The organism is Microcoleus sp. B5-D4 (genome assembly GCF_036705145.1).
In the GTDB taxonomy this organism is placed as follows: Bacteria; Cyanobacteriota; Cyanobacteriia; order Cyanobacteriales; family Microcoleaceae; genus Microcoleus.
Window position 1 is genome coordinate 149,997 of sequence record NZ_JAUBTV010000002.1, and the last position, 25,000, is coordinate 174,996.

At 45.5% G+C, this 25,000-nt stretch carries 31 protein-coding genes and 1 pseudogene; 15 read left to right on the forward strand and 17 right to left on the reverse strand.

The features are described 5' to 3' along the window. The 5 genes and pseudogenes from QUB10_RS01590 to QUB10_RS01610 all read left to right on the forward strand — a co-directional run. Positions 1-717: pseudogene (locus QUB10_RS01590) on the forward strand (precorrin-3B synthase); the annotation flags it as partial. A 178-nt stretch (positions 718-895) separates the two neighbouring features. After that, positions 896-1,525, forward strand: a complete 630-nt coding sequence (locus QUB10_RS01595; RefSeq protein WP_333198861.1) for a precorrin-8X methylmutase — start codon at positions 896-898, stop codon at positions 1,523-1,525. Further along, on the forward strand, positions 1,522-2,232 hold the full coding sequence (locus QUB10_RS01600; RefSeq protein WP_333198863.1) for a precorrin-2 C(20)-methyltransferase: 711 nt from the start codon (positions 1,522-1,524) through the stop codon (positions 2,230-2,232). Before QUB10_RS01595 ends, QUB10_RS01600 begins: the two co-directional genes overlap by 4 nt. Before the next feature lie 227 nt (positions 2,233-2,459). Beyond that, positions 2,460-3,542: a photosystem II q(b) protein gene (gene psbA / locus QUB10_RS01605; RefSeq protein ID WP_333107820.1), complete on the forward strand. Its 1,083-nt coding sequence runs from the start codon at positions 2,460-2,462 to the stop codon at positions 3,540-3,542. 205 nt (positions 3,543-3,747) lie between these two features. Next, the gene (locus QUB10_RS01610; protein ID WP_333058540.1) at positions 3,748-4,326 is read left to right on the forward strand and encodes a Uma2 family endonuclease; all 579 of its coding nucleotides are present in this window, start codon (positions 3,748-3,750) and stop codon (positions 4,324-4,326) included. Between the two features lie 16 nt (positions 4,327-4,342). On the opposite strand, the gene QUB10_RS01615 is transcribed toward QUB10_RS01610, so the two are convergent. The 4 genes from QUB10_RS01615 to QUB10_RS01630 form a co-directional block, all read right to left on the reverse strand. Then, the gene (locus QUB10_RS01615; protein ID WP_333198866.1) at positions 4,343-4,477 is read right to left on the reverse strand and encodes a hypothetical protein; all 135 of its coding nucleotides are present in this window, start codon (positions 4,475-4,477) and stop codon (positions 4,343-4,345) included. Continuing rightward, complete coding sequence (locus QUB10_RS01620) at positions 4,474-4,698, reverse strand: type II toxin-antitoxin system HicA family toxin (protein ID WP_333058538.1); 225 nt, start codon at positions 4,696-4,698, stop codon at positions 4,474-4,476. Before QUB10_RS01620 ends, QUB10_RS01615 begins: the two co-directional genes overlap by 4 nt. Before the next feature lie 2 nt (positions 4,699-4,700). Further along, positions 4,701-4,910 (reverse strand): type II toxin-antitoxin system HicB family antitoxin, encoded by a 210-nt coding sequence (locus QUB10_RS01625; protein ID WP_333058537.1) that lies wholly within the window; start codon positions 4,908-4,910, stop codon positions 4,701-4,703. Between the two features lie 307 nt (positions 4,911-5,217). After that, entirely contained in the window at positions 5,218-6,339 is a 1,122-nt protein-coding gene (locus tag QUB10_RS01630; RefSeq protein ID WP_333198869.1) for an ATP-binding protein, read from the reverse strand. A gap of 197 nt (positions 6,340-6,536) precedes the next feature. Between QUB10_RS01630 and QUB10_RS01635 the strand changes: the two genes are divergently transcribed. After that, the gene (locus QUB10_RS01635; RefSeq protein WP_333198871.1) at positions 6,537-7,085 is read left to right on the forward strand and encodes a hypothetical protein; all 549 of its coding nucleotides are present in this window, start codon (positions 6,537-6,539) and stop codon (positions 7,083-7,085) included. A gap of 194 nt (positions 7,086-7,279) precedes the next feature. Here the strand turns inward: QUB10_RS01635 and QUB10_RS01640 are convergent, their stop codons facing one another. From QUB10_RS01640 to QUB10_RS01665, 6 genes are all read right to left on the reverse strand, one after another. Continuing rightward, the gene (locus QUB10_RS01640; protein ID WP_333198873.1) at positions 7,280-8,173 is read right to left on the reverse strand and encodes a pentapeptide repeat-containing protein; all 894 of its coding nucleotides are present in this window, start codon (positions 8,171-8,173) and stop codon (positions 7,280-7,282) included. 142 nt (positions 8,174-8,315) lie between these two features. Further along, complete coding sequence (locus QUB10_RS01645; protein ID WP_333198875.1) at positions 8,316-9,299, reverse strand: hypothetical protein; 984 nt, start codon at positions 9,297-9,299, stop codon at positions 8,316-8,318. A gap of 25 nt (positions 9,300-9,324) precedes the next feature. Then, positions 9,325-9,522, reverse strand: coding sequence for a DUF433 domain-containing protein (locus QUB10_RS01650; protein ID WP_333198877.1), 198 nt, complete (start codon positions 9,520-9,522; stop codon positions 9,325-9,327). A gap of 197 nt (positions 9,523-9,719) precedes the next feature. Next, a complete protein-coding gene (locus tag QUB10_RS01655) occupies positions 9,720-10,328 on the reverse strand; it encodes a Uma2 family endonuclease (protein WP_333198878.1) in 609 nt (202 codons plus the stop codon). Between the two features lie 560 nt (positions 10,329-10,888). Next, the gene (locus QUB10_RS01660) at positions 10,889-11,266 is read right to left on the reverse strand and encodes a hypothetical protein (RefSeq protein WP_333198880.1); all 378 of its coding nucleotides are present in this window, start codon (positions 11,264-11,266) and stop codon (positions 10,889-10,891) included. Between the two features lie 27 nt (positions 11,267-11,293). Further along, on the reverse strand, positions 11,294-11,539 hold the full coding sequence (locus QUB10_RS01665) for a hypothetical protein (protein WP_333198882.1): 246 nt from the start codon (positions 11,537-11,539) through the stop codon (positions 11,294-11,296). Here QUB10_RS01665 and QUB10_RS01670 point away from each other — a divergent pair. After that, entirely contained in the window at positions 11,534-11,920 is a 387-nt protein-coding gene (locus QUB10_RS01670; RefSeq protein WP_333198884.1) for a hypothetical protein, read from the forward strand. The genes QUB10_RS01665 and QUB10_RS01670 overlap by 6 nt on opposite strands. A 740-nt stretch (positions 11,921-12,660) precedes the next feature. On the opposite strand, the gene QUB10_RS01675 is transcribed toward QUB10_RS01670, so the two are convergent. Beyond that, positions 12,661-13,446 carry a PspA/IM30 family protein gene (locus QUB10_RS01675; RefSeq protein WP_006635936.1) on the reverse strand — a complete coding sequence of 262 codons (786 nt, stop codon included), beginning with the start codon at positions 13,444-13,446 and terminating at the stop codon, positions 12,661-12,663. Between the two features lie 70 nt (positions 13,447-13,516). On the opposite strand from QUB10_RS01675, the gene QUB10_RS01680 reads away from it, so the two are divergent. After that, on the forward strand, positions 13,517-13,693 hold the full coding sequence (locus tag QUB10_RS01680) for a hypothetical protein (RefSeq protein WP_333057771.1): 177 nt from the start codon (positions 13,517-13,519) through the stop codon (positions 13,691-13,693). A gap of 53 nt (positions 13,694-13,746) precedes the next feature. Here QUB10_RS01680 and QUB10_RS01685 read toward each other — a convergent pair whose 3' ends face one another. The 3 genes from QUB10_RS01685 to QUB10_RS01695 form a co-directional block, all read right to left on the reverse strand. Then, positions 13,747-14,451, reverse strand: coding sequence for a PspA/IM30 family protein (locus QUB10_RS01685; RefSeq protein WP_333198886.1), 705 nt, complete (start codon positions 14,449-14,451; stop codon positions 13,747-13,749). A gap of 144 nt (positions 14,452-14,595) precedes the next feature. Beyond that, positions 14,596-15,822, reverse strand: a complete 1,227-nt coding sequence (locus QUB10_RS01690) for an SPOR domain-containing protein (protein ID WP_333198888.1) — start codon at positions 15,820-15,822, stop codon at positions 14,596-14,598. A gap of 25 nt (positions 15,823-15,847) precedes the next feature. Then, on the reverse strand, positions 15,848-17,095 hold the full coding sequence (locus QUB10_RS01695; protein WP_333198890.1) for a transposase: 1,248 nt from the start codon (positions 17,093-17,095) through the stop codon (positions 15,848-15,850). Between the two features lie 542 nt (positions 17,096-17,637). On the opposite strand from QUB10_RS01695, the gene QUB10_RS01700 reads away from it, so the two are divergent. Continuing rightward, positions 17,638-17,967, forward strand: a complete 330-nt coding sequence (locus QUB10_RS01700) for a hypothetical protein (protein WP_333157113.1) — start codon at positions 17,638-17,640, stop codon at positions 17,965-17,967. Positions 17,968-18,195: 228 nt separating this feature from the next. Here the strand turns inward: QUB10_RS01700 and menB are convergent, their stop codons facing one another. Together menB and QUB10_RS01710 are read right to left on the reverse strand one after the other, a co-directional pair. Next, entirely contained in the window at positions 18,196-19,029 is an 834-nt protein-coding gene (menB, locus tag QUB10_RS01705; RefSeq protein WP_015176244.1) for a 1,4-dihydroxy-2-naphthoyl-CoA synthase, read from the reverse strand. A gap of 310 nt (positions 19,030-19,339) precedes the next feature. After that, entirely contained in the window at positions 19,340-19,936 is a 597-nt protein-coding gene (locus tag QUB10_RS01710) for a TerB family tellurite resistance protein (protein ID WP_333198893.1), read from the reverse strand. A gap of 75 nt (positions 19,937-20,011) precedes the next feature. Between QUB10_RS01710 and tadA the strand changes: the two genes are divergently transcribed. The 4 genes from tadA (at position 20,012) to QUB10_RS01730 (ending at position 22,482) form a co-directional block, all read left to right on the forward strand. Continuing rightward, a complete protein-coding gene (gene tadA / locus QUB10_RS01715) occupies positions 20,012-20,512 on the forward strand; it encodes a tRNA adenosine(34) deaminase TadA (protein WP_333198895.1) in 501 nt (166 codons plus the stop codon). 568 nt (positions 20,513-21,080) lie between these two features. Next, on the forward strand, positions 21,081-21,809 hold the full coding sequence (locus tag QUB10_RS01720) for a lysophospholipid acyltransferase family protein (RefSeq protein ID WP_333198897.1): 729 nt from the start codon (positions 21,081-21,083) through the stop codon (positions 21,807-21,809). 139 nt (positions 21,810-21,948) lie between these two features. Next, on the forward strand, positions 21,949-22,101 hold the full coding sequence (locus QUB10_RS01725) for a hypothetical protein (protein ID WP_333198900.1): 153 nt from the start codon (positions 21,949-21,951) through the stop codon (positions 22,099-22,101). A gap of 24 nt (positions 22,102-22,125) precedes the next feature. Beyond that, positions 22,126-22,482, forward strand: a complete 357-nt coding sequence (locus tag QUB10_RS01730; protein ID WP_333198902.1) for a hypothetical protein — start codon at positions 22,126-22,128, stop codon at positions 22,480-22,482. Between the two features lie 181 nt (positions 22,483-22,663). On the opposite strand, the gene QUB10_RS01735 is transcribed toward QUB10_RS01730, so the two are convergent. Further along, the gene (locus tag QUB10_RS01735; RefSeq protein WP_333139323.1) at positions 22,664-23,428 is read right to left on the reverse strand and encodes an ABC transporter ATP-binding protein; all 765 of its coding nucleotides are present in this window, start codon (positions 23,426-23,428) and stop codon (positions 22,664-22,666) included. A 9-nt stretch (positions 23,429-23,437) separates the two neighbouring features. Here QUB10_RS01735 and QUB10_RS01740 point away from each other — a divergent pair, with 9 nt between their 5' ends. After that, the gene (locus QUB10_RS01740) at positions 23,438-23,575 is read left to right on the forward strand and encodes a hypothetical protein (protein ID WP_333139325.1); all 138 of its coding nucleotides are present in this window, start codon (positions 23,438-23,440) and stop codon (positions 23,573-23,575) included. A 560-nt stretch (positions 23,576-24,135) separates the two neighbouring features. Then, complete coding sequence (locus QUB10_RS01745) at positions 24,136-24,966, forward strand: DUF4231 domain-containing protein (protein WP_333198905.1); 831 nt, start codon at positions 24,136-24,138, stop codon at positions 24,964-24,966. Positions 24,967-25,000: the final 34 nt, after the last annotated feature.

Below are 25,000 nucleotides of genomic sequence, written 5' to 3' on the forward strand. Positions count from 1 at the left end.
TCGATCGACTCATCTGCAAGGGCGATCGAACAATCCCGACATCTCGGCATTCATCCTCAGCGACAGTCCGGTTTCTCCTACATGGGAATTGCACTGCCTCTCGGTAGGCTAGAATCAAAGCAACTGCTGAATTTGGCAAATTTAGCCCAAAATCTAGCCAGCGGTACCCTGAGACTTACGCCGTGGCAAAATCTGTTGATTTCTGATATCCCCAACTCCCAGCTTTTTGAGGTAAAACAGCAAATCGCCGATTTGGGATTGCACTCGTCGGCGACTCGCCTAGATTCGTGCTTGGTGGCTTGTGCGGGCAGCACCGGCTGTGCGTCGGCGGCGACAGATACTCAAAGTCACGCCCTAGCAATGGTGAGGGATTTAGCGCAAAAATTGACGATCGACCTGCCGATTAACATTCATTTCAGCGGTTGCCAAAAGTCCTGCGCCCAGCACCAGCCAATTGATATCACGCTGGTGGGAATTCAGATTGAGCGAGGACACGAGACGATCGAAGGTTACGACATTTATGCGGGTAGAAAAGATTTGCCCTTCGGACGACCAATTTTTCCGGCGGTGAGTTGGGCCGAGATGCCCGGTGCGATCGAGCGAATGTTGCAGGTATATCAGCGGTTTCGAGAGCCTTGGGAGTCATTTGGTGAGTTTGTCGATCGGCAGGCGATCGACAAATTGCAGGAATTGTTGAGTACCGAAAATCGGAATTGAAAGTGAAAAAATATCCCATGAAAACAGACAATTTTTAATTATTTCTCTTTCTATATTTCTTGATATTTCTTCCTTCGCGTCCTACCCTTTGGGAACGGCTTCGCCGAACGCGCCTTCGCGGTTCATTCAAAAAATCTATTTCACAAATCCCACAAAATTCCCATAGCAGTTTTAAACAATGATTGACTACATTCGAGACGGAACAGAAATCTACATTAAATCCTTCGCCACAATTCGAGCCGAAGCAGATTTGTCAAGCTTGCCGCCCGATTTAGAATCGGTAGCCGTGCGACTAATTCACAGTTGCGGCATGACCGATATTGTTGCAGATTTAGCAGCTTCGCCCGGTGCCGCCACCTGCGGACGCCAAGCCCTCGCCGCAGGTGCGCCGATTCTGTGCGATGCCCGGATGGTGGCCGAAGGCATCACTCGCAAACGCCTTCCCGCTGACAATCCGGTGATTTGCACCCTCTGGCATTCCGAAATCCCGGAGTTGGCGCGACAAATGGGAAATACTCGATCGGCCGCGGCCCTGGATTTATGGCTAGACAACTTGCAGGGTGCGGTTGTGGCAATTGGCAATGCCCCGACAGCTTTGTTCCGACTACTGGAAATGCTGGATGCCGGAGCACCCAAACCGGCTTTAATTCTGGGTTTCCCGGTAGGATTTGTCGGGGCCGCCGAATCCAAAGCCGAACTGGCCGCCAACAGTCGGGGAGTGCCATTTATTACGTTGCACGGGCGGCGCGGTGGCAGTGCAATGGCAACGGCGGCTGTGAATGCGTTAGCGAAAAAGGATGAATTATGACTAAGGCTACTGGTAAATTGTACGGTTTGGGTATTGGCCCTGGCGATCCAGAGTTGATTACTTTGAAAGCTTATCGGATTTTGCAATCGGTGCCGGTGATTGCCTATCCGGCGATGGAAAATGGTAAGGTGCTGGCGCGGGCGATCGTCGCAGATTATCTGCGCCCGGAGCAAATTGAGATTCCGATGCCGTTGCCTTTTAGTCCGACGCGATCGTCTCAACCTTATTATGATATTGCTGCCGAGAAAATTGCCGCACATCTGAGCGAGGGACAGGATGTGGCGGTGCTATGTGAGGGCGAACCTTTTCTCTACGGCTCGTTTATGTATCTATTCAACCGTTTGTCGGGGAGATTTACGACGGAAGTTGTGCCGGGAATTTCTTCGACAATGGCTAGTGCGGCTGCGCTGGGAGTGCCACTAACTTATCGTAACGATGTGTTAAGTATTATGCCTGCGACGCTGGATGCTGAGGTTTTGCGCGATCGACTGGCGGTTGTTGATGCTGCTGTGATTATTAAACTGGGGCGGCATTTTGCGAAAGTCCGGGACGTACTGATTGAGTTGGGACAGTTCGATCGAGCATTGTATATAGAACGCGCAACTATGCCGAATCAGCGAATTCGGGCGATCGCAGATGTCGAACCCGCTGAAGTTCCCTATTGGGCTCTCATTATGATACCTAGCCAGCAGAAGTCTGTATCTTAATATTTCCATGCCTGAAGGCGACGCGCTTCCAGGCTTTACCTACTTTTTGTCCATTCTTTCCCATTTATCCACCATTCCTGCTATTGATAAGTCAATCTTATACATATCATCAGTTAATCTGTTGTTAAAAAACTTTACAAACCTGAGAATATGCTTTATGTTTATTTACATGGCGGAACACAAAGCCGTCACGAACATTGAAAACCAAATAAAGCAATCATAAACAAATGACAACAACCTTACAGCAGCGCGAAAGCGCCAATGTCTGGGAACGCTTTTGTGAGTGGGTCACAAGCACCGACAACCGCATTTACATCGGTTGGTTCGGCGTCTTGATGATTCCTACCTTGCTCAGCGCCACCATCTGCTACATCATCGCCTTCATCGCTGCTCCTCCAGTGGACATCGACGGCATCCGTGAACCAGTAGCAGGTTCCTTGATGTACGGTAACAACATCATCACAGGTGCTGTTGTTCCTTCATCCAACGCAATTGGTCTTCACTTCTACCCAATCTGGGAAGCAGCTTCCTTAGATGAGTGGTTGTACAACGGCGGCCCTTACCAATTGGTAATTTTCCACTTCCTGATCGGTGTATTTTGCTACATGGGTCGTGAATGGGAATTGTCCTACCGCTTAGGTATGCGTCCTTGGATCTGCGTCGCTTACTCTGCACCAGTTGCAGCAGCAACCGCAGTATTCTTGATCTACCCGATCGGACAAGGCAGCTTTTCTGACGGTATGCCCTTGGGTATCTCCGGTACATTCAACTTCATGATCGTGTTCCAAGCTGAGCACAACATCCTGATGCACCCCTTCCACATGTTGGGAGTTGCTGGTGTCTTCGGTGGTAGCTTGTTCTCCGCCATGCACGGTTCCTTGGTAACATCCTCTTTGGTTCGTGAAACAACCGAAACCGAATCACAAAACTACGGTTACAAATTCGGTCAAGAAGAAGAAACCTACAACATCGTTGCAGCCCACGGCTACTTCGGTCGTTTGATTTTCCAATACGCTTCTTTCAACAACAGCCGTTCTTTGCACTTCTTGTTAGGTGCATGGCCAGTTGTCGGTATCTGGTTTACCGCTTTGGGTATCTCCACGATGGCTTTCAACTTGAACGGTTTCAACTTCAACCAATCGATTATCGACTCTCAAGGTCGTGTCATCAATACTTGGGCTGATGTCATCAACCGCGCTAACTTGGGTATGGAAGTAATGCACGAGCGCAATGCTCACAACTTCCCGCTTGACTTGGCTGCTAGTGAAGTCACCCCAGTAGCTTTGGTTGCTCCTTCTATCAACGGTTAATTTTTAACTTGAGATTGACAAAAAGCGCTCCTAGAAATAGGGGCGCTTTTTGTTTGGGAAAAAATATTTTGCGATGACTCGGCGGTTGAAACCGCGTCTACACAAACGAAGTCCGCCTCCGCGGACTAAAGAATAGAATATTACGATAGACTCCAAATTTTTGAAGTCGTATATTATGGAAAAATGATTGTGAAAGGTAAGTCAGATGGTTGTCGCAATTTCTAAAGCAGGATTGGGTAAAGGTGCGGCCTTCCTGTCAAACGTGACATGGGAGACTCTGGAAAAATTGGATGCTGATTTGGCGGACACTGGGGCGCGTTTAACTTATTTGGATGGGTGTTTAGAAATTATGGCTCCTTTATCTGAGGCCCACGAAGAACCTAAAAACACTTTAGGCCAGCTTTTAGAAATTTATATGCGGATGAGAAATATTCGTTTCTACGGGCGCGGCAGTACAACCATCGGGATGAAGGAATTGGGCGCACGGAAGGAACCAGATGAGTCTTACTGTTTGGGTACGCGCAAGTCAGTTCCAGATTTGGCGATCGAGGTGACAGTGACGAGTGGTGGAATTGATACGCTGGAAATCTATCGTCGGGTTGGAGTGCAGGAGGTTTGGTTTTGGGAGGATGGTGTAATTTCGGTTTATTGTTTGCGTCCAACGGGGTATGAGTTGGTGAGTAAGAGTGAACTGTTGGCGGATTTGGATTTGCGATCGATCGAGTTCTATTCGCGTATGGCAGACCAATATGATGCGGTGAATGCTTTTATGCGATCGTTGTAGAAGTTGAGAAGAGCGATTAAAAAAATCCTGCTTTCCCCTCACATTTTGCCTTGGCGGGAGTTTGTTTCCCAGCAGTTTCAGTTCCCGGATTTCGGTAGTTTTGCAGCAGCAATTGGGGCAAAAAGTAGTCACGTAGTTCACGTAAACTCACCGGGACTCCAACATTTCCTCAACTGTCAAGCCAATATCAATTGCAATCCGCTGAAGCAATCGAGGTGATATATCACGCCCTTTATGAAAAGGAACAGTAGTTCCTCGCCCATCTTGATGACGGAACTGCTTATGTGAGCCTTTTTGACGCACCTCTACAAAGTCAAGGTTCTCTAGTATGCGGACTATTTCCTGTGGTTTCAGAACTGGGATATTGCTCATGTTTATCGGATCACAATCTGTTGTGTACCTATAAACTCAGTCTGAATGACGAGAGTATCATCTTCTAGGAGCATCTCAATTACCTCACGCAGATTCTCGTGTAACTCATCCAAGGTTTCTCCCTGGGAATGCGCCCCAGGAAATCCAGGAATATAACCAACGTAAAGCTTGGTCTCAGAATCTTTTTCGATTATAGCGGTAAATGTTTTCATAAGATTTGCTTTCTATTCGTTAAATGTAAGAAATGTAATCTCTCATAGATTATATAATATTTCACCTGCACTGAATGTATGCTTTGAATACGGGATTGAGGAAAAAGAGCGATCGCCCTCCTACTAACACTTTTTCCACTAAGCCACGTCGCGCTAAAGATTGTATAGCTTGCCAAAATTCTGGTTGGGATAATTCACTATCAGTAGCTTTTCGGGAAATATCTACAGTTTCATTTTGAGTTGCTAACCAGTATAATGCCTTTTTTTCTGAGCCTGATAAACGCTCTAGGTGAGAGTCTAAGATGGGTTATAAGTCACCTACAAATAAATCATTTACATCGGATAAAAACAGGGAAACGCTACCATCAAATAACTCCAAAATAGTTGCAGCAATGATATTTAGCCAGGAAGGATGACCTTGATAAAGGGCGATCAAGTCTGACCATTTTTCCTCATCGACTAATCCTTTTTGTTGAAAAATTTCTGCGGCTTGTTGTCCTAACCCTTTGAGGTGTAAGCTTCGGGTGGAGAGGTTCTCGGCTTCTAAATTCGCGAGTTCTTTGGGTTTTTCCCAACTGAGGAGGATTAAACAACTCTGATGAGAGGATGTGGCAATTTGTTTAAAAAATTTGCCATAATCTTCATAGCCTGCTAAATATTGACCTGCTAATTGACTGCTACTAAAAATATTCTGTACGTCATCAAGAATTACTAGACAGCGAGAAGATCGGAAATAATCGATGATTGTGGGTAATGGGGGTTGTTGCGATCGCCCAAAAAATTGCTTGAGTTCGGTTTCGAGGGTGGAAAGTGTGGGAGTGTGGGTGAGACTTAACCAAATAATATAATCAAATTCAGTTTGAATTTGTTCGATGAGTTTGAGGGCGATCGCGCTTTTGCCAATTCCACTTAAGCCGTAGACGGTAATTAAGCGGGTGTGGGCTTGTAAAATCCATTGTTTGAGGGTGGAGAGTTCTGAGGTGCGATCGTAAAAGTAAGGGAGTTCGGGTGCGTCTGTTAAATCGATTATGGGCGATCGGGCTTGATTTTGGGGAGATTCAGGGGGAAAGGGCGAGGGCGTTTCTGTATCTTTGATAGTTTGTAGAAATTCACCGCAAATATTAACATTATCAATTTGTAAACAATCTCCCCAATGGGCAACTTGAGAAACACGATATTTTTTCTCTAACTTGGAACGAAAGTTAAATTTATTAAGATCTTCTCCTAATTCCTCACGCAACTTTTCCCATAACTTAGCCGCTTCTTTTTTAACGTGAGATTCACTACAATTAAACTCTTTAGCTATTTGAGGATATTTTTGCCTTTGCCAAACACCCGTTAATATTGCTTCCTGTAGGGGTGTGAGATGTTCTCCAGTTTTATCAACACTCAAATTATTCGCCCATTCTACAACATCTTTAACATTCATGGGTCAGGGTTGAATGAGGTTTACTGAACTATATCCTACTAAATCCTACTTTGTCAACCGATTTATACTAAGTTCTACTAAATACCTTCAGGATGGTTAAAAATTTAGGGTGCTAAATCCAACCGTTTTGAGTTGTCATATCTCAGGTAAATGTTGCAAACTATAAATTAGTTTAAATAGTTAGGAGGGTATGTATTATGGATTTTTTATTTGCCATACCAAGTTTTATTCTCCACTTGATATCAAGTTTATTTGCTTGGGTTTTCAGTGTCCTATCGGGAATTGTAGGTATTTTTCTATTGCCCGTTAAGCTCGTGTGGGGATTATTAATGGGGGTTGGTAAAACACTAATTTCAATAATATTATTACCAACTTTATTATTTTCCCACCCAGGAGAAATCTCATCATCGCAACCTGTTGTCGCCACAACTCCTACAATTCCTAATAACAATCTTGAACAAATATTCAATGAAATAAAGCGGCTAGAATTCGCAGGCAGAAATATGGAGCCTTTGAGAACTAAAGAAAAATTAGGACAGTGCGGTGACAAAATGCGAGAATACAAAGCTCAAGCAGAAAATTTAATTAATAAAACGAATGCCCTACCTATAAAATATAAGATAACATTAGGATCGGCAGCTATAAGACTCGATTCTTGCGTGTCTTGCACAACTGATGCCAAACAACAATGCGAAATGGTTCGAGTTGATATCAGTGATTACCAATCAATGATGAATGAAGAGTAAGAAACAACCAGTATTAAGCTGTTAAGCATTTAAACTGGGTATGAGCAAAACGCCAAACGCTTACACCTTAATCTTGACAGCAAATCGGAATAAGTGATTTAAATGCACAACAGCTTAGTAGAGTGCGTCATATGTATATAAATTTTCGATTAAACAGATCGATTATAGCAGGTGACACACTCTACTAAGTAAAACTAACGTCGATAGAGAGTGCCATCAGGCATTTTTGCACCGTTGAGATTTGCTTGTCTCAAGTCTGCACCACTCAGGTTAGCTTGCTGTAAGTTGCTACCAGTAAAGTTTGCTTTTTGTAAGTCAACTCCACTTAAGTCTACTGCACTCAACTTGTTTGCTAGTAAATTTAGTAAATCTTGACTATTTAGCGTGGAACTTCGCCATAAAGCGCTGTTATTTAAATGTAGCTGAATTAACCCTAGTAATTCGTCCTTACTAAGATTTACCTGATTAGGATCGCTTTTGATTAAGTTAATTAAATCATGCTGATCTAACTTAGAATTGACGAGCTTCTGTACGTCTTGCTGGCTGAAGTTAACTTTATTCCAGTCTAACCCACTGAAATCCAAGTTACTAGGGTCAGCTTTGATAAAATTGACTAAATCTTGCTTGCTCAAGTTAGCTTTAACTATCTTGATTGAATCTTCCTTACTCAACTTAATTTTACTCCAGTCAAATCCCTGAAAATCTAAGTTGCCAGGGTTTTTAACTTTGCTGATTTTGACTTCACTCAAGTCAGCACCTGTTAAGTCTACGCCCGTCAAATTTGCACCACTCAAATCTGATCTTCTCAAATCAGCATTATGCAGGTTAACACCTTGTAGATTCTTACCACTGAGGTTAGCACCTGGTTTGATTTCGGTTTCATTGGCTACTGCATTGCTCGTAGATTCTTTACTGCCACAAGTTCCTTGTCCGAAAACTAAAAAGCAATCAGTTTTTTTAGTTACATTAGGTTGAGTTCCTTCTGCTCGGACTTTTTCAGGGTGCATCAAGAGGATTCCCACACAGCAAAATATGACAATTAAAAACTTGCTCGTCAACTTTTTAGCCATTGTCATTTGAGGTAGCATCGTAAATTTTATCCGATAGTGAGTTTGACAGAAATTGAGACCGATATGATATTTGCTAGTCTAACAGCAAAACAGGGAAACGGCCCGCGAACGGGCTACTTTTTTAAAGTATACTTTCCCTAAATAGTATCTCCACATTTAACTAGCGAGGCCCAGCTTCAATTGCAGAATTGGCTATTTGAATGAGCGTTTCCTCTCGCCCATTCTTCATGGTTACTCGGTACAAAACGCCTTGATACTGCCATTCAACTAAGGCCGTGCAGTAAGCACCGCAGCCATTAGAAAAAACTCCTTGTGTTCGGCCGGCTAATTTAATGGTTTTGAATTCACTCCTAAATCCTCTAGGCGGTGCTTGGGCTGGTTCTCCACCTCTTTCTGCTGAGATACTCCCGATATAGCAAGGCGTACTGCTGCAATTAGGTATGTGGCCCATTTCAACACTATAGCCATTTGTTTCTACTCGGTTTTTAAAGTAAATTTTTTCTGAGAATGGAAGCTGACTGGGGAGAAAAATTGGTACTCTTGTCTTACCTTCAATCTGTGATAGAATTTCACGAACTGGAAAAGAAATACTCGATCGAGAATTACCACCTTCAGAATTAGCAGACTGAGGGCGAAACCCTTGCACAAAATTTGTCCACCGCTGAATTTTATTACCAGTAATATCTAAAATTGGAATAGAACGAGTCCTGGATATTGGCCGCCCAGCCTCCCCCTGAGAATATTCGATCGCAGTACGCTCTGGTTTCCCTAAACCATAAGTATTAGCAATATCGCTAGCCAACTGACAGTTGATTCTGAATTGCCCCATATCAATTTTACCATTTCCGGCGCGGTAATACCAAGTTCTACCGCCAGCTTGGGGTATCTCCTGACAGTCCGAATATGTCACCTCAAACATCTTGGCAATATGCACGTCATAGAGGCGCAATTGACCCCCATAAGCAGATTTTGTGGTATTGGTTTCTGACACCGTAAGGGTATAAGTTCCTTCTGCGTGTTGCAATCTCATGGGAACTTGTGTTTGAGCGATCGCCCCTGGTATACCCTGAATTTGGGTTACTGCTCCCCAACTCAAAGTAACAAACCCCAAACTTGTTAGTAATAATTGTTTTGTAACTTTCATTTGTCCCTTAAAAGGTAGAGGATATTTACAGCCTATCTTCAATATAATTTAAAGCTGCGTTAATTTCTTCCTCTGTAAGCTCAAACAATCCTCTGATAAACTTAGGCGGATATTGAGCCGTCACATAGTCCATGATGTCGTAGATAGTGATGCGCGTACCTGCGATCGTCAGTCCTCTTTCTGTACGGATGATAGCTGTTTGTTCGTTGGATATGGTTGTCATCTCTATAGCCTCCTACAAGTTATCTCTATATTACTAGCTGATTAATTCCCAGCCCTAGATGTGCTATCGCTAAAGTTGTATTCGCCAATAGCCGATCAATATGATGCGGTGAATGCTTTTATGCAATTGATGTAGAAATTGAGAAGAGTGCAGCACAAGCATTGTTAACTTTCATTAGAAGTGTCACCATATCGCCCTTAAAAATTAATCCGGCGGTAGACTTCCGACATCGGAAGTTCTATATTTAAACTGTGCAGGACGATCGCCCGATCGAGCCGATCGCAAACTTGCCATTGCCAGCGATCGCTACTTGGGCGATCGCCATTATAATATTGCTCAATATAGGGTTCAGCTTGACTAACCAGCAAATATTCACAAAAACTAGCAAGAGAGCGATATTTTCTGAACTTGTCACCTCGATCGTAGCCTTCAGTAGAGGGGGAAAGAACCTCAACAATCAGTAAAGGATTGAGAATTTCATCCGTGCGATCGCCATTGAATTCCGGTTCACCATCAATTACCATAACATCGGGATAAGTTCCATGATTGAAGCTAGGAATCCAAATGCGTAGATCGCCGTTATAGATTTGAAAATTTGTGTCTCGCAGAGCCACGTTAAGAAAAGTCGTAATATCTACGGTAATACGGCTGTGAGCGGGAGAACCTCCTGGCATAGCGATAATCTCTCCGTTACAATATTCGTGACGTTCTTCAGCAGTTTCCTCGATCGCCCGGTATTCATCTGGAGTAAAGTGAGTCTTTGTCGCACCTGGAAGATTTGGCGGGTTGGTTTGAGTTATAACCACGATCGCACCTCCTAAATAATTAGACCTTAAATAATTATGGCTGACAGCTAGATAATTGTCTCAACCCAGAGGCGTTTTCTGGATTACATTCAAATTCCAAAAAAAACTCTCCCTGCCTTTTCCCGCTTCAGTTTCACAACCGTTAAATTCTCGCTTTCCTTTTAGTTTTAACACTCAATTGCTTAGTAAGCGATGTATAATAATGCAAAGCAAAAAGCAGATTAATTCCAAAAAACACCAAAGTTAAAACAAATGTAAAAAAAGACGTAAACGACAGCCGGGAAGTCATCGTAAACATCGCCAAAATGATTGAGCAAAGGCCAAAACCGGAAGCAAAAGAACTTAAAAGCAGCAACCGAACCTTAGACATAGTTTAATTTAAAGATTATCAGTAAAATACACTCTTGGCATCCACAGAGGAGTGCCAAATGATACTTATTACTATATAGCGGAATTGCTCAGTTCCGCCAAGCGCAAAACGACTGCTTTCCTAAAAAGGTTTGAATTATAGAGAAAAATACAGCCCGCGCTCTTGTAAACTCCTGTTGCCCAACTTAATATCAATCAAAGGAATTCCCCAGCCTCCGCAAGCATTCCACCTTTCGCCGTACAGTCACCGCAGCCGCAATCCCGCTGACAGCAAAGTATTCGCTTCCAAAACCGCGCTTGCCCTGGGATACCAAACATTGCCAAAATCCACAAACGCCGTCACCTGCAAAACTCCTTGTTTGTCGTCGGTGCGCTTGCATCGGATACCGCAACTCGGCTGAATCACAAATCCCGCTATCGGCAAGCATTGCATCCTGACGGTAGCCCTGCCATGTGTTTGAGCCCCCTATACCGAATTGTTCGATCGACAAAAGCTCTGCCCCAGCCAATTTCACACCCGATCGCACCACCAGCAGCCTCTCAGGAACCAAAAACCGCACGTAGTGCAATTGACCTCGCCACGCAAAAATCGACTGTCAGGGCTGCTGCTGCTCACCGTAGCGCCCAATGCTGCCACTTCCTGACAAAACTGCGATCGCCCCGCCAAGACATCTCTCTCCCCTCTGAGTAAAATCCTGAAACAGCCTCAGCACCGCAACCCGATTTCTGCCCCGATTATCTGCTTCCGGCGACAACGGAAAATCCTTTCCCAGCAAAGATGTATCGCTTTCTCGCCTGCAGGTACCAATACCGATCGCAATTTCTCTTCTCGGATTTTGCACGATCAGCTCGCGGTAAGTCAACTGCCAACTACTTCAAATCGATCGACTTTTATCGTACCCGGAATCTTAGCAATTCTGCAGGCTGTGTCGGTGGGGGAACAGCAGGCGGCAAAAGCTGTTCGGCTGAAAGCAAGGGTGCTGGCGGCGCGGGTTATGGGAGAGGAGCCGGATTTGGCCGTCGCGGGTTGGGAATCGGAAATTCGTGTCTGTTTTCTCCTCGGTTCGGCAATGGAGGGAGAGTTTCTGGGGCCTCACTTTGGGTCAATTGATCGAACTCCGGGATGCTATTTTCTTGCTCTTTACTGTCTCTATCTAATTCTGAACCCGAGTATAAATCACGAAGCCGATCGCGATCGTCTGCTGTTTCTTGATCTAGTTTGAATTGAGACGGTAAATGATCATGCAAAATTGGCGCTTGCACCCCTGAGTCGGTAGCAACCATCGACTCGCCAATACTTAGAGCTGATAGCAGTGCGGGGCAAATAGCGGCCATTGAAAAACCAAGCGCTAATGCCTTGAAAAACTTGATTTTACAAAAGCCTCTAGAAGATTGCACGGGCATGACAGATTAGCCATATTTGATAGTTATTTACACTTACGATCGGGCGAGACCGACGCAATTGCAAGGAATAAAACCACTCTATCACTTTTTAAACAATTAATTCCTTAACTCCATATAAAGATAGTTGACAGCAACTCTAGTTTGTGTAGTTAACAATTACTAAAAACACTCCGACCGAAAGCATCCAGGATACAAGCCCCCGGATTCATTCCGAAAGCAGACTCAGGACCGGTGAAATAAAAAACCTGTATCCGATGAAACTTGCCCCCGGAATTTATCCGTGGGGCCAATGCTTCAATTCTTTAATCTCAAATCTAAAATCTAAAATCTAAAATCGATTGACCTCCCAAGCTAGCCCTCTTGCAAGGAATAAAATTACTCTATCACTTTTTAAACACTTAATTCCTTAAATCAATATAAATATAGTTGACATAATTCCTACTTTGTGCATACGAGGATTAGTCAAAAAAACTCCGACCTCCCAAGCTAGTCCTGTAGGTCGGCGGAGCATTCTATCAAACCTGCGATCTGACAAATAGGTAAATTTTGATACAGATTACTACATTTTATTGAGCTGCGATCGCAATTCTTCCAACTCAGCGTCAATCACCGGACTCGACTCCGAGCTACTAGCTGCTGCCGTTTTACCCGCTGCTGGCAATTGACCTTGAGACACAGAACCCCCGGTCAGTTGAGCTTTCATCTGAGCCAACTCGTCGTCAACATCACCGCCGCTTTCGAGCAAGCGGAACTGTTCCTCTAAATTGCTGCCGCCGGCTGCCAATTCTGCCGAAGCCCCCGCGCGAGCTTCAATCTGCAAAACTTTTTCTTCCATGCGATCAAAAGCTGCCATTGAACTGCCAGTATTCAAGGTGCCAATGGTATTGTTGAGCTGTTCCTGAGCTTTAGCAGCGGATATTCTCGCTTTGAGCATATCCTTCTTAGTCTTAGCTTCGGAAATTTTGCTCTCCAAACCGATCAAGTTGCGCTTGAGACTTTCCACCTGAGCCGATTGCTGATCCAGACTGGCTTTCAGGGTAGCCGCCGTTTCAGCGTGAGACTTTTTGCGAACCAGCGCTTCCCGAGCCAAAGTCTCGTCTCCTTTTTGCAGGGCTAGCTGAGCGCGCTGCTGCCACTGGTTAGACTGAGATTCAGCTTGATTGTACTGAGTCTGGGTGCGCTTTTGAGTGGCGATCGCGCTGGCAACGGCCTGACGCAACTGCACCAAGTCTTCCTGCATATCCGTAACAGACTGTTCTAAAATCTTTTCCGGGTCTTCAGCTTTGTTGACCAGATCGTTAAGATTGGCTTTGACGACTCGGCTAATGCGGTCAAATAATCCCATAATGCTATTTTTCCTGGGTGAGGTGTACGAAGTAGGCGGCAAGAAGGCTTGATAGCCCTAGCCCGCAGTTGTGAAATTCACTCTGGTCAGATTTTTAGTGCGATTTAGTTTTTGGCAATTTTTGCAGACAGATAAATCCAGTTTAAAGCGATCGAGTAATGTGATGCAGGCAAGCTTATTCATGCACCTACCTCTTGAGTTTAACTTCGATCCGGGAATTCCCCAACAGGCTTCGAGCCATCTCTAGCTAGGCTGTTGAGAAGTTTTTGCTCGTCCCGACTCTTGTTCTGTTGGCGGGGTTCAGGATGCGGGCGGCTCCCTCGACGGCAATTTGGGTGTATTGTGGCCCGGAAGCATTTGTGCTTTCATCGCCGCCAACTCGGTATCCACATCGTCGGCACCTTCGAGAGAGAGAAACTTCTTTTCTAAATCATTAGTTCCGAGTTCTGCGATTGCTTCGGAGCGAGCTTCTAGCTGCATGACTTTCTCTTCCATCCGTTCAAACGCGCTCAAAGCGCTGCCGGTACTGAGATTGCCCATCATTTCTTGCAGCCTTTCCGACGATGCGGCCGATCGAGCTCGGGCAATGTACATATCTTTTTTAGATTTTGCCTCGGAAATTTTACTTTCGAGCGCCCGCATATTTTCTTTAAGTTTAGTCACAACAGCCGATTGCTGATCCAGACTGGCTTTCATCGCCGTTGCCGTTTCTTGATAAGATTTCTTGCGCGTCAGAGCTTCCCGCGCCAAATTTTCCTCGCCTTTTTGCAAAGCTAGCTGCGCCCGCTGATACCATTCTGCTGCTGTAGACTCAGCTTGGGAACACTGGCGTTCGGTGCGTTTTTGAGCGGCAATAGCCCCTGCCACAGCTTGTCTGAGCTGCACTAAATCTTCCTGCATATCCATTACAGCCTGTTCCAGAATTTTTTCTGGGTCTTCGGCAGCCCCGACCAAACTGTTAATATTGGCTCGAATCACTCGCCATAGGCGATCGAATAATCCCATTTTGCCCGTCTCCCGATTTTATTAAATTTTAGATTTAGGACAGGGAATTGACAATTACAAAACCAATTTTGTGTTAGACAAAACATTCCTCATTGTCGAGCTTTGTCTAACAATTTAGTTAAAGTTTTTCACCCTTTACCTAATTTATGGCTGATAGTATTGTGGCTTCACCCCTTTTTCTTGGAGTTCTTTCGCCAAACGTTCTGCTGAGGCAGGATCGTTCAAAGCCCCCATTTGGATCTTGACACCCTTTGAGAAGTTCCGCACGTAGGCATCGGGAACAGCGGTTCTGGCTTGCTGCAGCGATTTTTCGTCGGTGTAATCGGTGACAACGTAATAGAAACCGTCGGCCGCCCGTGCAGGCCTTCCCAGCGGGGATGCGGCGGCTGGGGATGCGGCGGCTGGGGATGCGGCGGCTGGGGATGTGGCGGCAGGCTGGGCTGGGGAGGGTGTTGGAGGCAGTGTCGGCAGTGTCGGCACAGGCTGGGCGGCGCTGGGGCTGGGAGTGGGAAGCAAAGCCGTACTCAGATTGTTGAGTCCTTGTTCCCTACCTCTGGCGGGGTTGCCGTCTTCTGTAGGAATCGGCACAGCCGCGCCCGGGCCCGGAGGCGCTGGCGGAGTTGGCGGGATTGATGCTTTTGGTGACGGGGAAGGAATCGGGCTGACTGTAGGCTTGACATTGCTGAGAGTGCTCAAATCTAGCTCGACAAATTCCTTGGATACCAGATTTGGTGCTTTCGGCAGTTCCTTGGTGCTGGTATCTGAGGTGGCAGTAGAGGCGGGACTGTCGCTTGAAGAGGGTGCGTTGCGATCGAGCAAACGGTTCAGGCCGGCAATCTTAACTAGATTTGACGGGTACATGACGGCGTAGCCCAAAGCTGTGCATGACAGCAAAAACAGCAGCATCGAACTCAGTCCCAAGGGAGTTAACAAACTGGCGGCTAAACTGCGTTCTACCGTAGGCTCAGCTTTTGACTCGTCCAAACTTTCGATCAGTTTTTCGCTGGATTCGAGATAATTGTTGGGTGCGAAGGCACTGCTAGATAATTTTGTGCCACCCCTGGTAGTTGCTAGCGGGGCATCGCCCTGAGTGCCGGCAAGGGATAGGGGCAGCGATAGCGGCTGCTGGGTTTCTTCCGCAGTCTCCGGCGCCAAATTTTGGGCTAGCTGTTGCTCGGTTGTGGCTGTTTGCTTGCCGCTACGAACTGAGGGCGACACCCACTGTTCGGCGCGCCTCCTGTGCCTTCTGTATGTTGTCAGTTCTGCTTCTAGATTTACATCTAGACTCCCCAGGACTGCTTGCAAAGCAGGGTTGATTGGGGTTGAAGAGGATTGATGATTTGGGGATTCAACCGAAGAACGCTTACTCATTAGCAAAACTCCTACCGCCTCTGAATTAATAATGTTTTGATTGTAGAGATAAACAAGAAGCGTAAATTACCCAGCACGCTCCCTGAGTACAGGTACAGTGTGGGCTTTCAATAGCCCTGAAATGATCTTGCACATTGCAAAACAATCTCGAACCTTCGGGCTTATTTACGAAAGCCCCAATAGCAGCAATATTCTTACTGCCGTTTAAGTCGGCATCACCTTTCCATCCACAATGACCACAAGCAAACTTTTTGCCGTTTCTATAAGATTCACCCTTTACAGGGTGAATCTGATTGCATTTGTGGCACATTTGGCTAGTGTATCTAGGCTCCACAAACAAAATCTTTACGCTATGCTTTATAGCTTTGTAGATCAGGAATTGGCGCAACTGAAAAAATGCCCAGCTATTGCTAAGTCTCCGCTCTTTTTTTGAGCGTGGCTGCTGATTTGTGCGTTCCCTAATTCCCGTCAAATCTTCCAAAGCGATAACTTGATTTTTGTTCTTAGCCTTGGTTACGATACGGTGACTGATAGTGTGATTTACCAAGGTCTGAAAGCGCTTTTCCTTGCCCGACAACCGTTTCAACAATTCTCGACATCTACGCCGAGTGCTGCGCGTGCCTTTCGTGGCTTTTCGCTGGATATTTGCTCTCAACTTGGCATAATGATTTCTAACTTTGGTAATTTGTTTACCGCTAAATGTATCTCCATCAGAAGTAACTGCAATATCAGTCCTACCCAAGTCACAACCCAAAACTTGATTGCAAGGTGGAGGCTCGGCTGGCTGAGATTCAAGCTGAATATTAAGATAGTAACTGCCATTTTTGCGTTTGCACAAAGTAGCAGTCTTGGGGTTTTGACCTTTCAATAATCCAAGTTGGTAGTTCCCGATAGCCAGTGCAAACCTTTCCCTACCACCAGTAGTGGTCAAACTTACTGTCCAATCTTTTTCCCTAAAAGAAAAGATACGGGTATCGTAAGTGACGCTAGTAGGAGCAAAGCGGATGACTGGCTTCCCATCTTTTTTAGCTGTTTTTCTGTTGCCAGAAACCCGTCTAATAGCATGGATTGCTAGCTGTGCCGAAAGTCCAAACATATCTCTGACATCGTGATATACCAAAGATTGCATCGCCAATTCATTTGTCAGGGTTGGCGGCACAGTTTGGTTCACGTATTCACAAGCATTAGCGAACGCCTGAAGGGTCGCATCAAGTTTGAGGGACTGCTCAGGCGTTACTTGAAGTTTGCAAGATACTGTCAGGACTTGTTTCATGACAAGAGTGTATCACGTATTGAATAAATTCTGTTGCGTTTATAGATAATTTGTTCAGCTCTTGAGCCTCACGCGCATTCCTCCCGTCACTCAACGGAGTACCGTTAGAGTGCAGGACTCCTGCTGTTTTAGTTGAAAACTTGCCTATTTTATTATGATTAGCTACTTTTGGCGTCAATGCAACAGGGGCTCGCTCGTCGGCAGCTATTTTTCATTTTCATTGGAAAACTTAATTGTTGCTGTTTCCCGGAGGCTGCTTACCGACACTCTCAGCCAATTTTTGTATTCTCAGCTACCGCTTATTTGTAACCTATCATACTGGTTTGGCATTTGTACTTTTTCTTGATCCCTAACGCCTTTATAAACTTTTAACCTTTGTTTTTACCTATACAATGAGCAGCGACAGAGCTAATTGTTTCTATATATAACGAGATTATAAATAAATTATAAAATTTATTTATGCTCCGGGGATCGCTACAACCCAGACAGCATAAAGGTTGGGATGCTCTAAAACCTGCTAGCTCTACAAAGGAGAATTAGAGATGAAAATGATTTCCCTAAGAACTTTTATGCAAACCTCCTTAACTTCACCTTTAACTTCAGCTTGTGGTCACTGCCGTCACTATACCCCTGAAGGCAGACGCGGGGGTGTTTGCGCTTTACTAGGCGGCCCGGTTCAAAGTCAGTGGAAAGCTTGTACTTTAGCGGTTTCGCCTTTTAGGTCATCTTGGGAAAACATAGAAGAAATTGGACTGTGGCAAGAATCGACTCTGACGCTGCAAGATGCTACCGTCTCTCTTTCCGATCGCCATGCCTGCCAGCTTACAGGCACAACTTTAACCGAAAAATCGGCAGCAGCAGTCTCAGTTTAGTTAGTCGGCTGCCCTGCTGCTCATACCATTTTCGATTTTCGATTTTCGATAGGGGAATCACCGATCATTATCATGGTTTGGATCTGGCAAAGCAGTTTCATTCTTTTTGGCAACAGGTATCAATACTGACACTTTTGGACGACAGGGTGCATTGGGCTTTACTAACTCCGAAAAATCAGCAGCATCTACTTTAATATGAGCGAACAAAAAACTGATTTCTCCATCCAGCTATGGCAGCCAAGGATATTGACTAAAATCAGGTTGCCGTTTTTCTAAAAAGGCTTGTTTGCCTTCTGCGCCTTCCTGCGTCATATAGTACAGCAAAGTGGCATTTCCCGCCAGTTCTTGCAAACCGGCTTGACCGTCGCAGTCGGCATTAAAAGCGGATTTCAAGCAGCGAATCGCGATCGGACTTTTTTCGAGAATTTCCGCAGCCCACTGAATCCCTTCTATTTCTAGTTGTTCGACGGGCACGACGCAGTTGACTAAACCCATTTCTAGGGCTTGCTGCGCGCTGTACTGGCGACACAAAAACCAAATTTCTCTGGCTTTTTTCTGGCCGACTACTCTGGCGAGATAGCTAGCTCCGAAACCACCGTCGAAACTGCCGACTTTGGGGCCGGTCTGTCCGAAAATAGCATTGTCAGCAGCGATCGTCAAGTCGCAAATTAAGTGCAGAACGTGACCCCCTCCAATTGCGTAGCCTGCAACTAAAGCAATTACAACTTTGGGCATAGATCGAATCAACTTCTGCAAGTCGAGCACGTTCAACCGGGGTATGCCACCTTCGTCTACATATCCCGCCGAGCCCCGCACGCTTTGGTCGCCGCCGGCACAAAAGGCGTATTTGCCGTCTGTATGAGGCCCCGCACCGGTGAAAAGGACAACGCCGATTTTTGTGTCTTCGCGGGCATCAGTAAAGGCATCGCACAGTTCCAGAACTGTTTTGGGACGGAAAGCGTTCCGTTTGTGAGGTCGATTGATGGTAATTTTGGCGGTGCCACCACTTTTGTGATACAGAATGTCTTCGTAGGTTTTGGCGGTTTGCCATTCAATTTGCATAATCAATCAATTTGAGATTGGAGATTGAGCTGAGTCAATCAAGGCAGCGACAAGTCGCTTTTAGATTTTAGAGGCATTCGGTTCAATGGGATAGAAGGGTCGATCGACTGTTGCAAAAAAAAATAAAGCGGGACTTAGGCAGAAACCAGGTTTTTGAGCAACATACGCCGTGCAGCGCTCTTGGTAGGGTTTAAACAACCCGGTTTTTGACGGTAAGAGCGCGCAAGTCCCGTCTCAAATGGAAACAGCGTCAAATCCTCGAAATCCTCTCTCACTAATGTTTACTGCCCCAAAACTTATATGCGCTGGATTATTTGCGGAGTAAAATACTCAGCAAGTGCTTTGCTGCTTTGCCAAATACCGGATCGCGGGACTCGAATTCGCTGGGATCGAGTAAAGCTTTAACTTCGGCAAAAGCTTCTGAGTCGAGGGTTCCTTCTTTAGTAAATAAAGTGTCTATGACTGCAATGTGTCTGGAGTCGAGGCCGAGCCGATTTGCGATCGACTGTAAGTACATTTGCTCCCGCATATCGATGTGTCCGTCTGCCGCTGACATTTCGTAGCCGGAACCGATGAGCAACAGTTTTTCAGATTCTGAGAACAAAGCTGTCAGGGTTAGCAATTCCGTGGGGTTGAAGTAAACCTGCTGTTTCGATACTCCTTTGACAAGGCGCTGAATTAGTTCGATCCGATCGCGGTCGCCGCTGGCAAAGGCTTTGAGAGTCTTTTGCAGCCGTTCTTCTTCTTCAACTGCGATCGTCCTGTCAATAATCATCACTCCGCGCAGGATGGAAATCAGAGCCGTCAGAAACACTACCAAAGGAGTGATATCTTGTTCGCGGAGCTTTTGCCGACTAATGCGGCACAACAGCTCAACAATTTCAGTGGTAATCGTAGTGGTGTCCATAATTAAAGACTCTCGATTAAGCTGTAATGTAACTTTATTTATCGATCTTAAGTTTTTCTGTTACTTAGGTATGACGTGAATTATAAAGCTGAGCCGTTGTCTATTAGTGATACTACTTATTTTATTCACAAACGCTGGATGACTAGGGCTGTCGAATTGGCACAAGCAGCCGGTGATGCCGGTGAAGTACCCGTGGGCGCTGCCATTGTTGACGGTACTGGCAAATTGATTGCCGAAGCGCAAAATCGGCGAGAGCGAGATTGCGATCCGACTGCTCACGCTGAAATCTTGGCTTTGCGCGCGGCAGGCAAAGTTTTGCAAGACTGGCATCTCAACCAATGCACGCTCTACGTAACGCTGGAGCCTTGCCCGATGTGCGCGGGTGCGATCGTCCAAGCTCGGATTGGTCTGCTGGTATACGGAGCAGATGACTCGAAAACTGGCACGATTCGGACTGCAGCTAATATTCCCGATAGCGCCCATTCGTGTCACCGCTTAGAGGTGCTCGGCGGTATTATGGAGTCTGTTTGCCGCGATCAGTTGCTTTCTTGGTTTGAAGCGCGCCGGAAAAATTAACAGGTAAAATTTTTTACTCTCTTCGGGGCGATGTTTAATCGAAATTGACAATCAAGCATCCAGGATACCCGCCACGTGATTCATGCGTCCAGAAAGAAAAAACCTGTATCCGATCAAGGAGCCCCCGAATTTATCCGTGGGGTCAGTCGATTTTCGATTTTCGATTTTCGATTTTCGATTCTCGATTTACCCCACAGATGCAATCTGGGAGCTTGAACTAGGGTCGAAAATTTTTATCTTTCCACGACTCCTGTACGTGGCAGCGTATCCGTTTTTGGGCTGGGTCAATGCTTCAATTCTAAAATCTAAAATCTAAAATCTAAAATGGATTGACCCTTTAACTGGAATAATAGATCCGTAATTGCCAGCTCAAGCTTTCGAGGCGGCCGACTGCTCTGCATTAGTGCTGTCCGGTTGGCTGAGGTTTTACCTGTTAGAGATTATCTCTTGCGGGCGCGATCGCTCGATCGGCACAAGGCCAATAGCAAAACTGTCCCGATCTAAAAACTAAAGATTTAGCCAACACCTTACTTTAGACTTTAGATCTCGATAAAGCAGCTTAATTGCTATGCCCCACACCGCCACGATCGCCGTTGAGTCCAGTAAATCATCTCTAGTGAAGCCAATGCCTGCCAAGGTAGCATCTAATACCTCTCGCGTTTCTCCTTGGTTAACCTCCTTGCTCTATCCGCTAGGTCACTATGTTGTCCTACCGTTTCATTTTGGCAAGATTGAGATAACCGGACAGGAGCACTTGCCGAAAGACGGGCCTGTCATCTTAGCCCCTACGCACCGCTCCCGGTGGGATGCCCTGATGATGCCTTATTCAACTGGACAGAAGGTGACTGGACGCGATTTGCGGTTTATGGTAACTGCTGATGAAGTGAAAGGACTGCAAGGTTGGTTCATCAGAAATTTGGGGGGGTTTGCTGTGGATCTCAAGCATCCGGCAATTGGCAGTCTCCGTTACGGCGTGGAACTACTCCTCGAGAAAGAAATGTTGGTGATTTTTCCCGAAGGCGGCATTTTTCAGGATGGCGAAGTTCACCCGATTAAGCCTGGATTGGCGCGTTTGGCCATGCAAGCAGAGTTGAGCAAACCGGGTTTGGGGGTGAAAATTGTACCGATGAGTATCCGCTATCGCCCGCGGATTCCTCAATGGGGTGCTCAGGTAAAAATTGCGATCGGTTCTCCGATTTCCGTGGCGGATTATGCCAATGGTGGCGGTGGTAAAAAAGAAGCAAGATTGTTGAGTGCCCAGCTCGAAATGGATCTTAAAAAGCTTGATGAAAGTTGAGGGGAAGTTCGGCAACGAGCAATGTACGGGATGTAACGGATAGAAGGAAGAAGGAAGTTCGGCAACGAGCAATGTACGGGATGTAACGGATGCCAGGAAGAAGGAAGTTCGGCAACGGATTATATAACGGATGTAACGGATGTCAGTCCGATGGCAGTCGGAAGAAGGAAGAAGGAAGAAGGAAAGAGGAAGAGGGAAGAAGGAAGAAGGAAGAAGGAATTATGATATAATTTTTTCTGGTGCTGTCGAGAGATGCAGCACTTATTTGGTTGCTTTGTTATGCCTGTATTAAGTGTGAGCATTAATGGGTTGTGCTTTGAACTTTAAGCCTGGTCAAATTGTTAGTTTAGAATGTGGAGATGCGTGCCTGCATTCCGAGGTGATCCAAGTGGTTGAGGCACGTCAAGTTTGTTGGGTGCGCCCTTTGATGTTAGTTGTATCTGTGTCGGGGAAGGATTCACCCACAGAATACACTTTATCGGATTTGCGAGATGGTGCTGATTTGCTTTGGCCGCTGAGCTTGTTTCGGGCGGCTTTAGATACTGAGGTAATTTCACTGTTGACCCAGTTGCACTCTCTGGATGCTGAGAAAAAGGATGGTGCGATCGCATCTCGGCAACTTAGAGATTTTGTCGATCGAGTTTGGGAAGCTTTTCCGAGTGCTTTTCATTAATCACATATCGGGTGTTTTGTCTATTAGTCCGCCAGGGGTTGAAAACCCCTGTCTAATAGCTAAAGCCCTGTTGGATAGAAGTAATACTCTCTTGATTCTTCAGTCCGCGTAGGCGGACTTCGTTTGTCTAGAAGCGATTTCAATCGCCCAATTTTCTTGTCGCTTTTCGCGGACTATTATACTAAAATACAGCGTGTGAAAGCTCTTCGGGGTTGAGATTATTGTGAATAACTTGACCGTCGCGGAACCAGACAACGCGGCGAGTTTGACGCGCGACTTCGGGTTCGTGCGTTACCATAACAACAGTCATGCCACTTTCATTGAATTCTGTAAAAATATCCATTACTTCTTGAGTAGTTTTTGTATCCAATGCACCTGTAGGTTCGTCAGCCAGCAACAACACGGGACGGTTGACAATAGCCCGGGCTATGGCTACCCGCTGCTGCTGTCCTCCTGATAGTTGATTCGGTCTGTTTTGCAGCCGACTTTCCAGGCCTACTTTGGTTAAAGCATCTACTCCCCGTTCGCGTCTTTCTGCTGCGGGAATGCCGGCATAAACCATCGGTAACATGACATTTTCTAATGCTGTCAATTGAGGCAATAGGTGAAATTGTTGGAAGACAAAACCTAATTTTAAATTGCGAATTCCGGCTAATTCTGATTCGGGCATTTGGGCGACATCTACGCCGTCTAAGTAGTAACTGCCGCTGGTCGGTCGATCGAGACAGCCGATAATATTCATAGCTGTAGATTTGCCGGAACCCGATGCGCCCATAATCGAGCAATATTCTCCTTGTCTTACGGTCAAGCTGACGCCGTTTAAGGCGCGAACTTCCAGGTCGCCAATCCCGTAAACTTTTGTTACCTCTTCCAGACCGACAACAACGGGCTTTGAGAGGACTTGCGGGTCGAGGTCTTGGTATGTATCGGTTTGTAGTTCAGGCATTTTTTTTCTGTGCGATCGACACAACTAACTACTAAGCTAACACTTCCCATCGGTTTTGGCGATCGGGGTGACGGCTGTTTCGATGCTAATGAACAGAAAATCTATATTCAAATCAAAGTGAATACTTTGACACCAACTGGGAGGTAAAGTCGGAGTGGAAACAAAAATCGGCGTTGCTGAATGGGGTATAAAATTTGTAGGGGAAATCCCCCCGTGATTGCCCCACCGCTGACGGTGTAAGGACTTAGAATTATCCCTACAGGCAAAATCATACATCAATTCAGCAGAGCCAAAAAATCTATACTATTTATGCACTGACCGAAAGCATCCAGGATACAAGTCCCCGGATTCATGCGTCCAGAAATAAAAAACCTGTATCCGATAAAGGAACCCCCGAATTTATCTCGCGCAAGTCAATGCTAAAATCTAAAATCTAAAATCTAAAATCGATTGACTCTCTCTGTAGGGTGCTTATGGCAACCACTGTCAAAATACGATCGCCCTGCTTTACGTCATCCTACCCGTTGGCGATGACCAATAAACCCAGTTTATTGGTCATCTACTGTTATACAAGGAATATTTAAAGATCGCCATCAACAACTTTTCAAGGGTTTCAGGGCCTTCTTCACCAAGTTGACAGGGCTTGGGTGAAATAGACACCCAAATAGGCTAAACTTGTGTCCGATCACAAAACAGACTACAAACCAATGACTACTTCTGCAGATACAAACCAGACCGAGATTTCCAATACAGTCTCATCGAGTCCACAAATGTTATCTTTCCTGAAAATTGTTGAGTATTTATCCATAGCCGCTTTTGTGGGTGCGTGCCTCCTTACCAGAGTTTTTCCAGACAATCAACTTATCGTTATTTTGGGATCTGTTTTTCTCTCTAGTTTTATTTTTCTCTTCCTGGCCAATAGGCAATTGGCTCAAAACTCTAGGAATAATGCTAATCTGTTAGAAATCCGAAGAAAAGCGGAACTATATAATTACCTCTTAAACCCGAATAATGTTTCGGATAACAATTCGATTACCCCGGTGAGAGAAAAGGCTTTACGATATTGCCAGGAGTTGATTGACGACTATAAAAACACCAGAGAGACTTCGAGAAATATTTACTATACTTTCCAGTTGGCAACCGTGATTTTCTCGGGAGTCACACCAATTTTAGTATTGGTAGACAAATTGGAACCAGGTCAATCTTTGCTCAAGTGGCTGCCCGTAATTTGTCCCGCTGTCGCCTCGATAGTCGCCAGTATAGTTACCTCCTTTCCTTTTCAGGAGAATTGGATTTCTGCTAACACGGCTGTGGAATTGTTAGAAGCGGAACAGGAGAAATTTGTATTAGGAGTGACTCCAGCTTATCGTTGCTATGATGTAGCGGACGCAGCCCAACATCAACAAATGACAAAAATGGCAATAGAAAACTTTATCAATCAGGTGAATGAGATTCATCTCAAGCAAATCCAAAAACCTGATGATACAGCGTCAAAGGATCAGAATACAGACCCAGCTCAATCTACCGAGTTAAAGTAGGGGCCGAGTTAACGAATCTGACAATACCAGTAAG

Coding starts and splice junctions, on each gene's coding strand:
- QUB10_RS01595 (WP_333198861.1), top strand. CDS start 896: ATGATTGACTACATTCGAGACGGAACAGAAATCTACATTAAATCCTTC.
- QUB10_RS01600 (WP_333198863.1), top strand. CDS start 1,522: ATGACTAAGGCTACTGGTAAATTGTACGGTTTGGGTATTGGCCCTGGC.
- psbA (WP_333107820.1), top strand. CDS start 2,460: ATGACAACAACCTTACAGCAGCGCGAAAGCGCCAATGTCTGGGAACGC.
- QUB10_RS01610 (WP_333058540.1), top strand. CDS start 3,748: ATGGTTGTCGCAATTTCTAAAGCAGGATTGGGTAAAGGTGCGGCCTTC.
- QUB10_RS01620 (WP_333058538.1), bottom strand. CDS start 4,698: ATGAGCAATATCCCAGTTCTGAAACCACAGGAAATAGTCCGCATACTA.
- QUB10_RS01625 (WP_333058537.1), bottom strand. CDS start 4,910: ATGAAAACATTTACCGCTATAATCGAAAAAGATTCTGAGACCAAGCTT.
- QUB10_RS01630 (WP_333198869.1), bottom strand. CDS start 6,339: ATGAATGTTAAAGATGTTGTAGAATGGGCGAATAATTTGAGTGTTGAT.
- QUB10_RS01635 (WP_333198871.1), top strand. CDS start 6,537: ATGGATTTTTTATTTGCCATACCAAGTTTTATTCTCCACTTGATATCA.
- QUB10_RS01640 (WP_333198873.1), bottom strand. CDS start 8,173: ATGCTACCTCAAATGACAATGGCTAAAAAGTTGACGAGCAAGTTTTTA.
- QUB10_RS01645 (WP_333198875.1), bottom strand. CDS start 9,299: ATGAAAGTTACAAAACAATTATTACTAACAAGTTTGGGGTTTGTTACT.
- QUB10_RS01650 (WP_333198877.1), bottom strand. CDS start 9,522: ATGACAACCATATCCAACGAACAAACAGCTATCATCCGTACAGAAAGA.
- QUB10_RS01675 (WP_006635936.1), bottom strand. CDS start 13,446: ATGGGATTATTTGACCGCATTAGCCGAGTCGTCAAAGCCAATCTTAAC.
- QUB10_RS01685 (WP_333198886.1), bottom strand. CDS start 14,451: ATGGGATTATTCGATCGCCTATGGCGAGTGATTCGAGCCAATATTAAC.
- QUB10_RS01690 (WP_333198888.1), bottom strand. CDS start 15,822: ATGAGTAAGCGTTCTTCGGTTGAATCCCCAAATCATCAATCCTCTTCA.
- QUB10_RS01695 (WP_333198890.1), bottom strand. CDS start 17,095: ATGAAACAAGTCCTGACAGTATCTTGCAAACTTCAAGTAACGCCTGAG.
- QUB10_RS01700 (WP_333157113.1), top strand. CDS start 17,638: ATGAAAATGATTTCCCTAAGAACTTTTATGCAAACCTCCTTAACTTCA.
- menB (WP_015176244.1), bottom strand. CDS start 19,029: ATGCAAATTGAATGGCAAACCGCCAAAACCTACGAAGACATTCTGTAT.
- QUB10_RS01710 (WP_333198893.1), bottom strand. CDS start 19,936: ATGGACACCACTACGATTACCACTGAAATTGTTGAGCTGTTGTGCCGC.
- QUB10_RS01720 (WP_333198897.1), top strand. CDS start 21,081: ATGCCCCACACCGCCACGATCGCCGTTGAGTCCAGTAAATCATCTCTA.
- QUB10_RS01725 (WP_333198900.1), top strand. CDS start 21,949: ATGTCAGTCCGATGGCAGTCGGAAGAAGGAAGAAGGAAGAAGGAAAGA.
- QUB10_RS01735 (WP_333139323.1), bottom strand. CDS start 23,428: ATGCCTGAACTACAAACCGATACATACCAAGACCTCGACCCGCAAGTC.
- QUB10_RS01745 (WP_333198905.1), top strand. CDS start 24,136: ATGACTACTTCTGCAGATACAAACCAGACCGAGATTTCCAATACAGTC.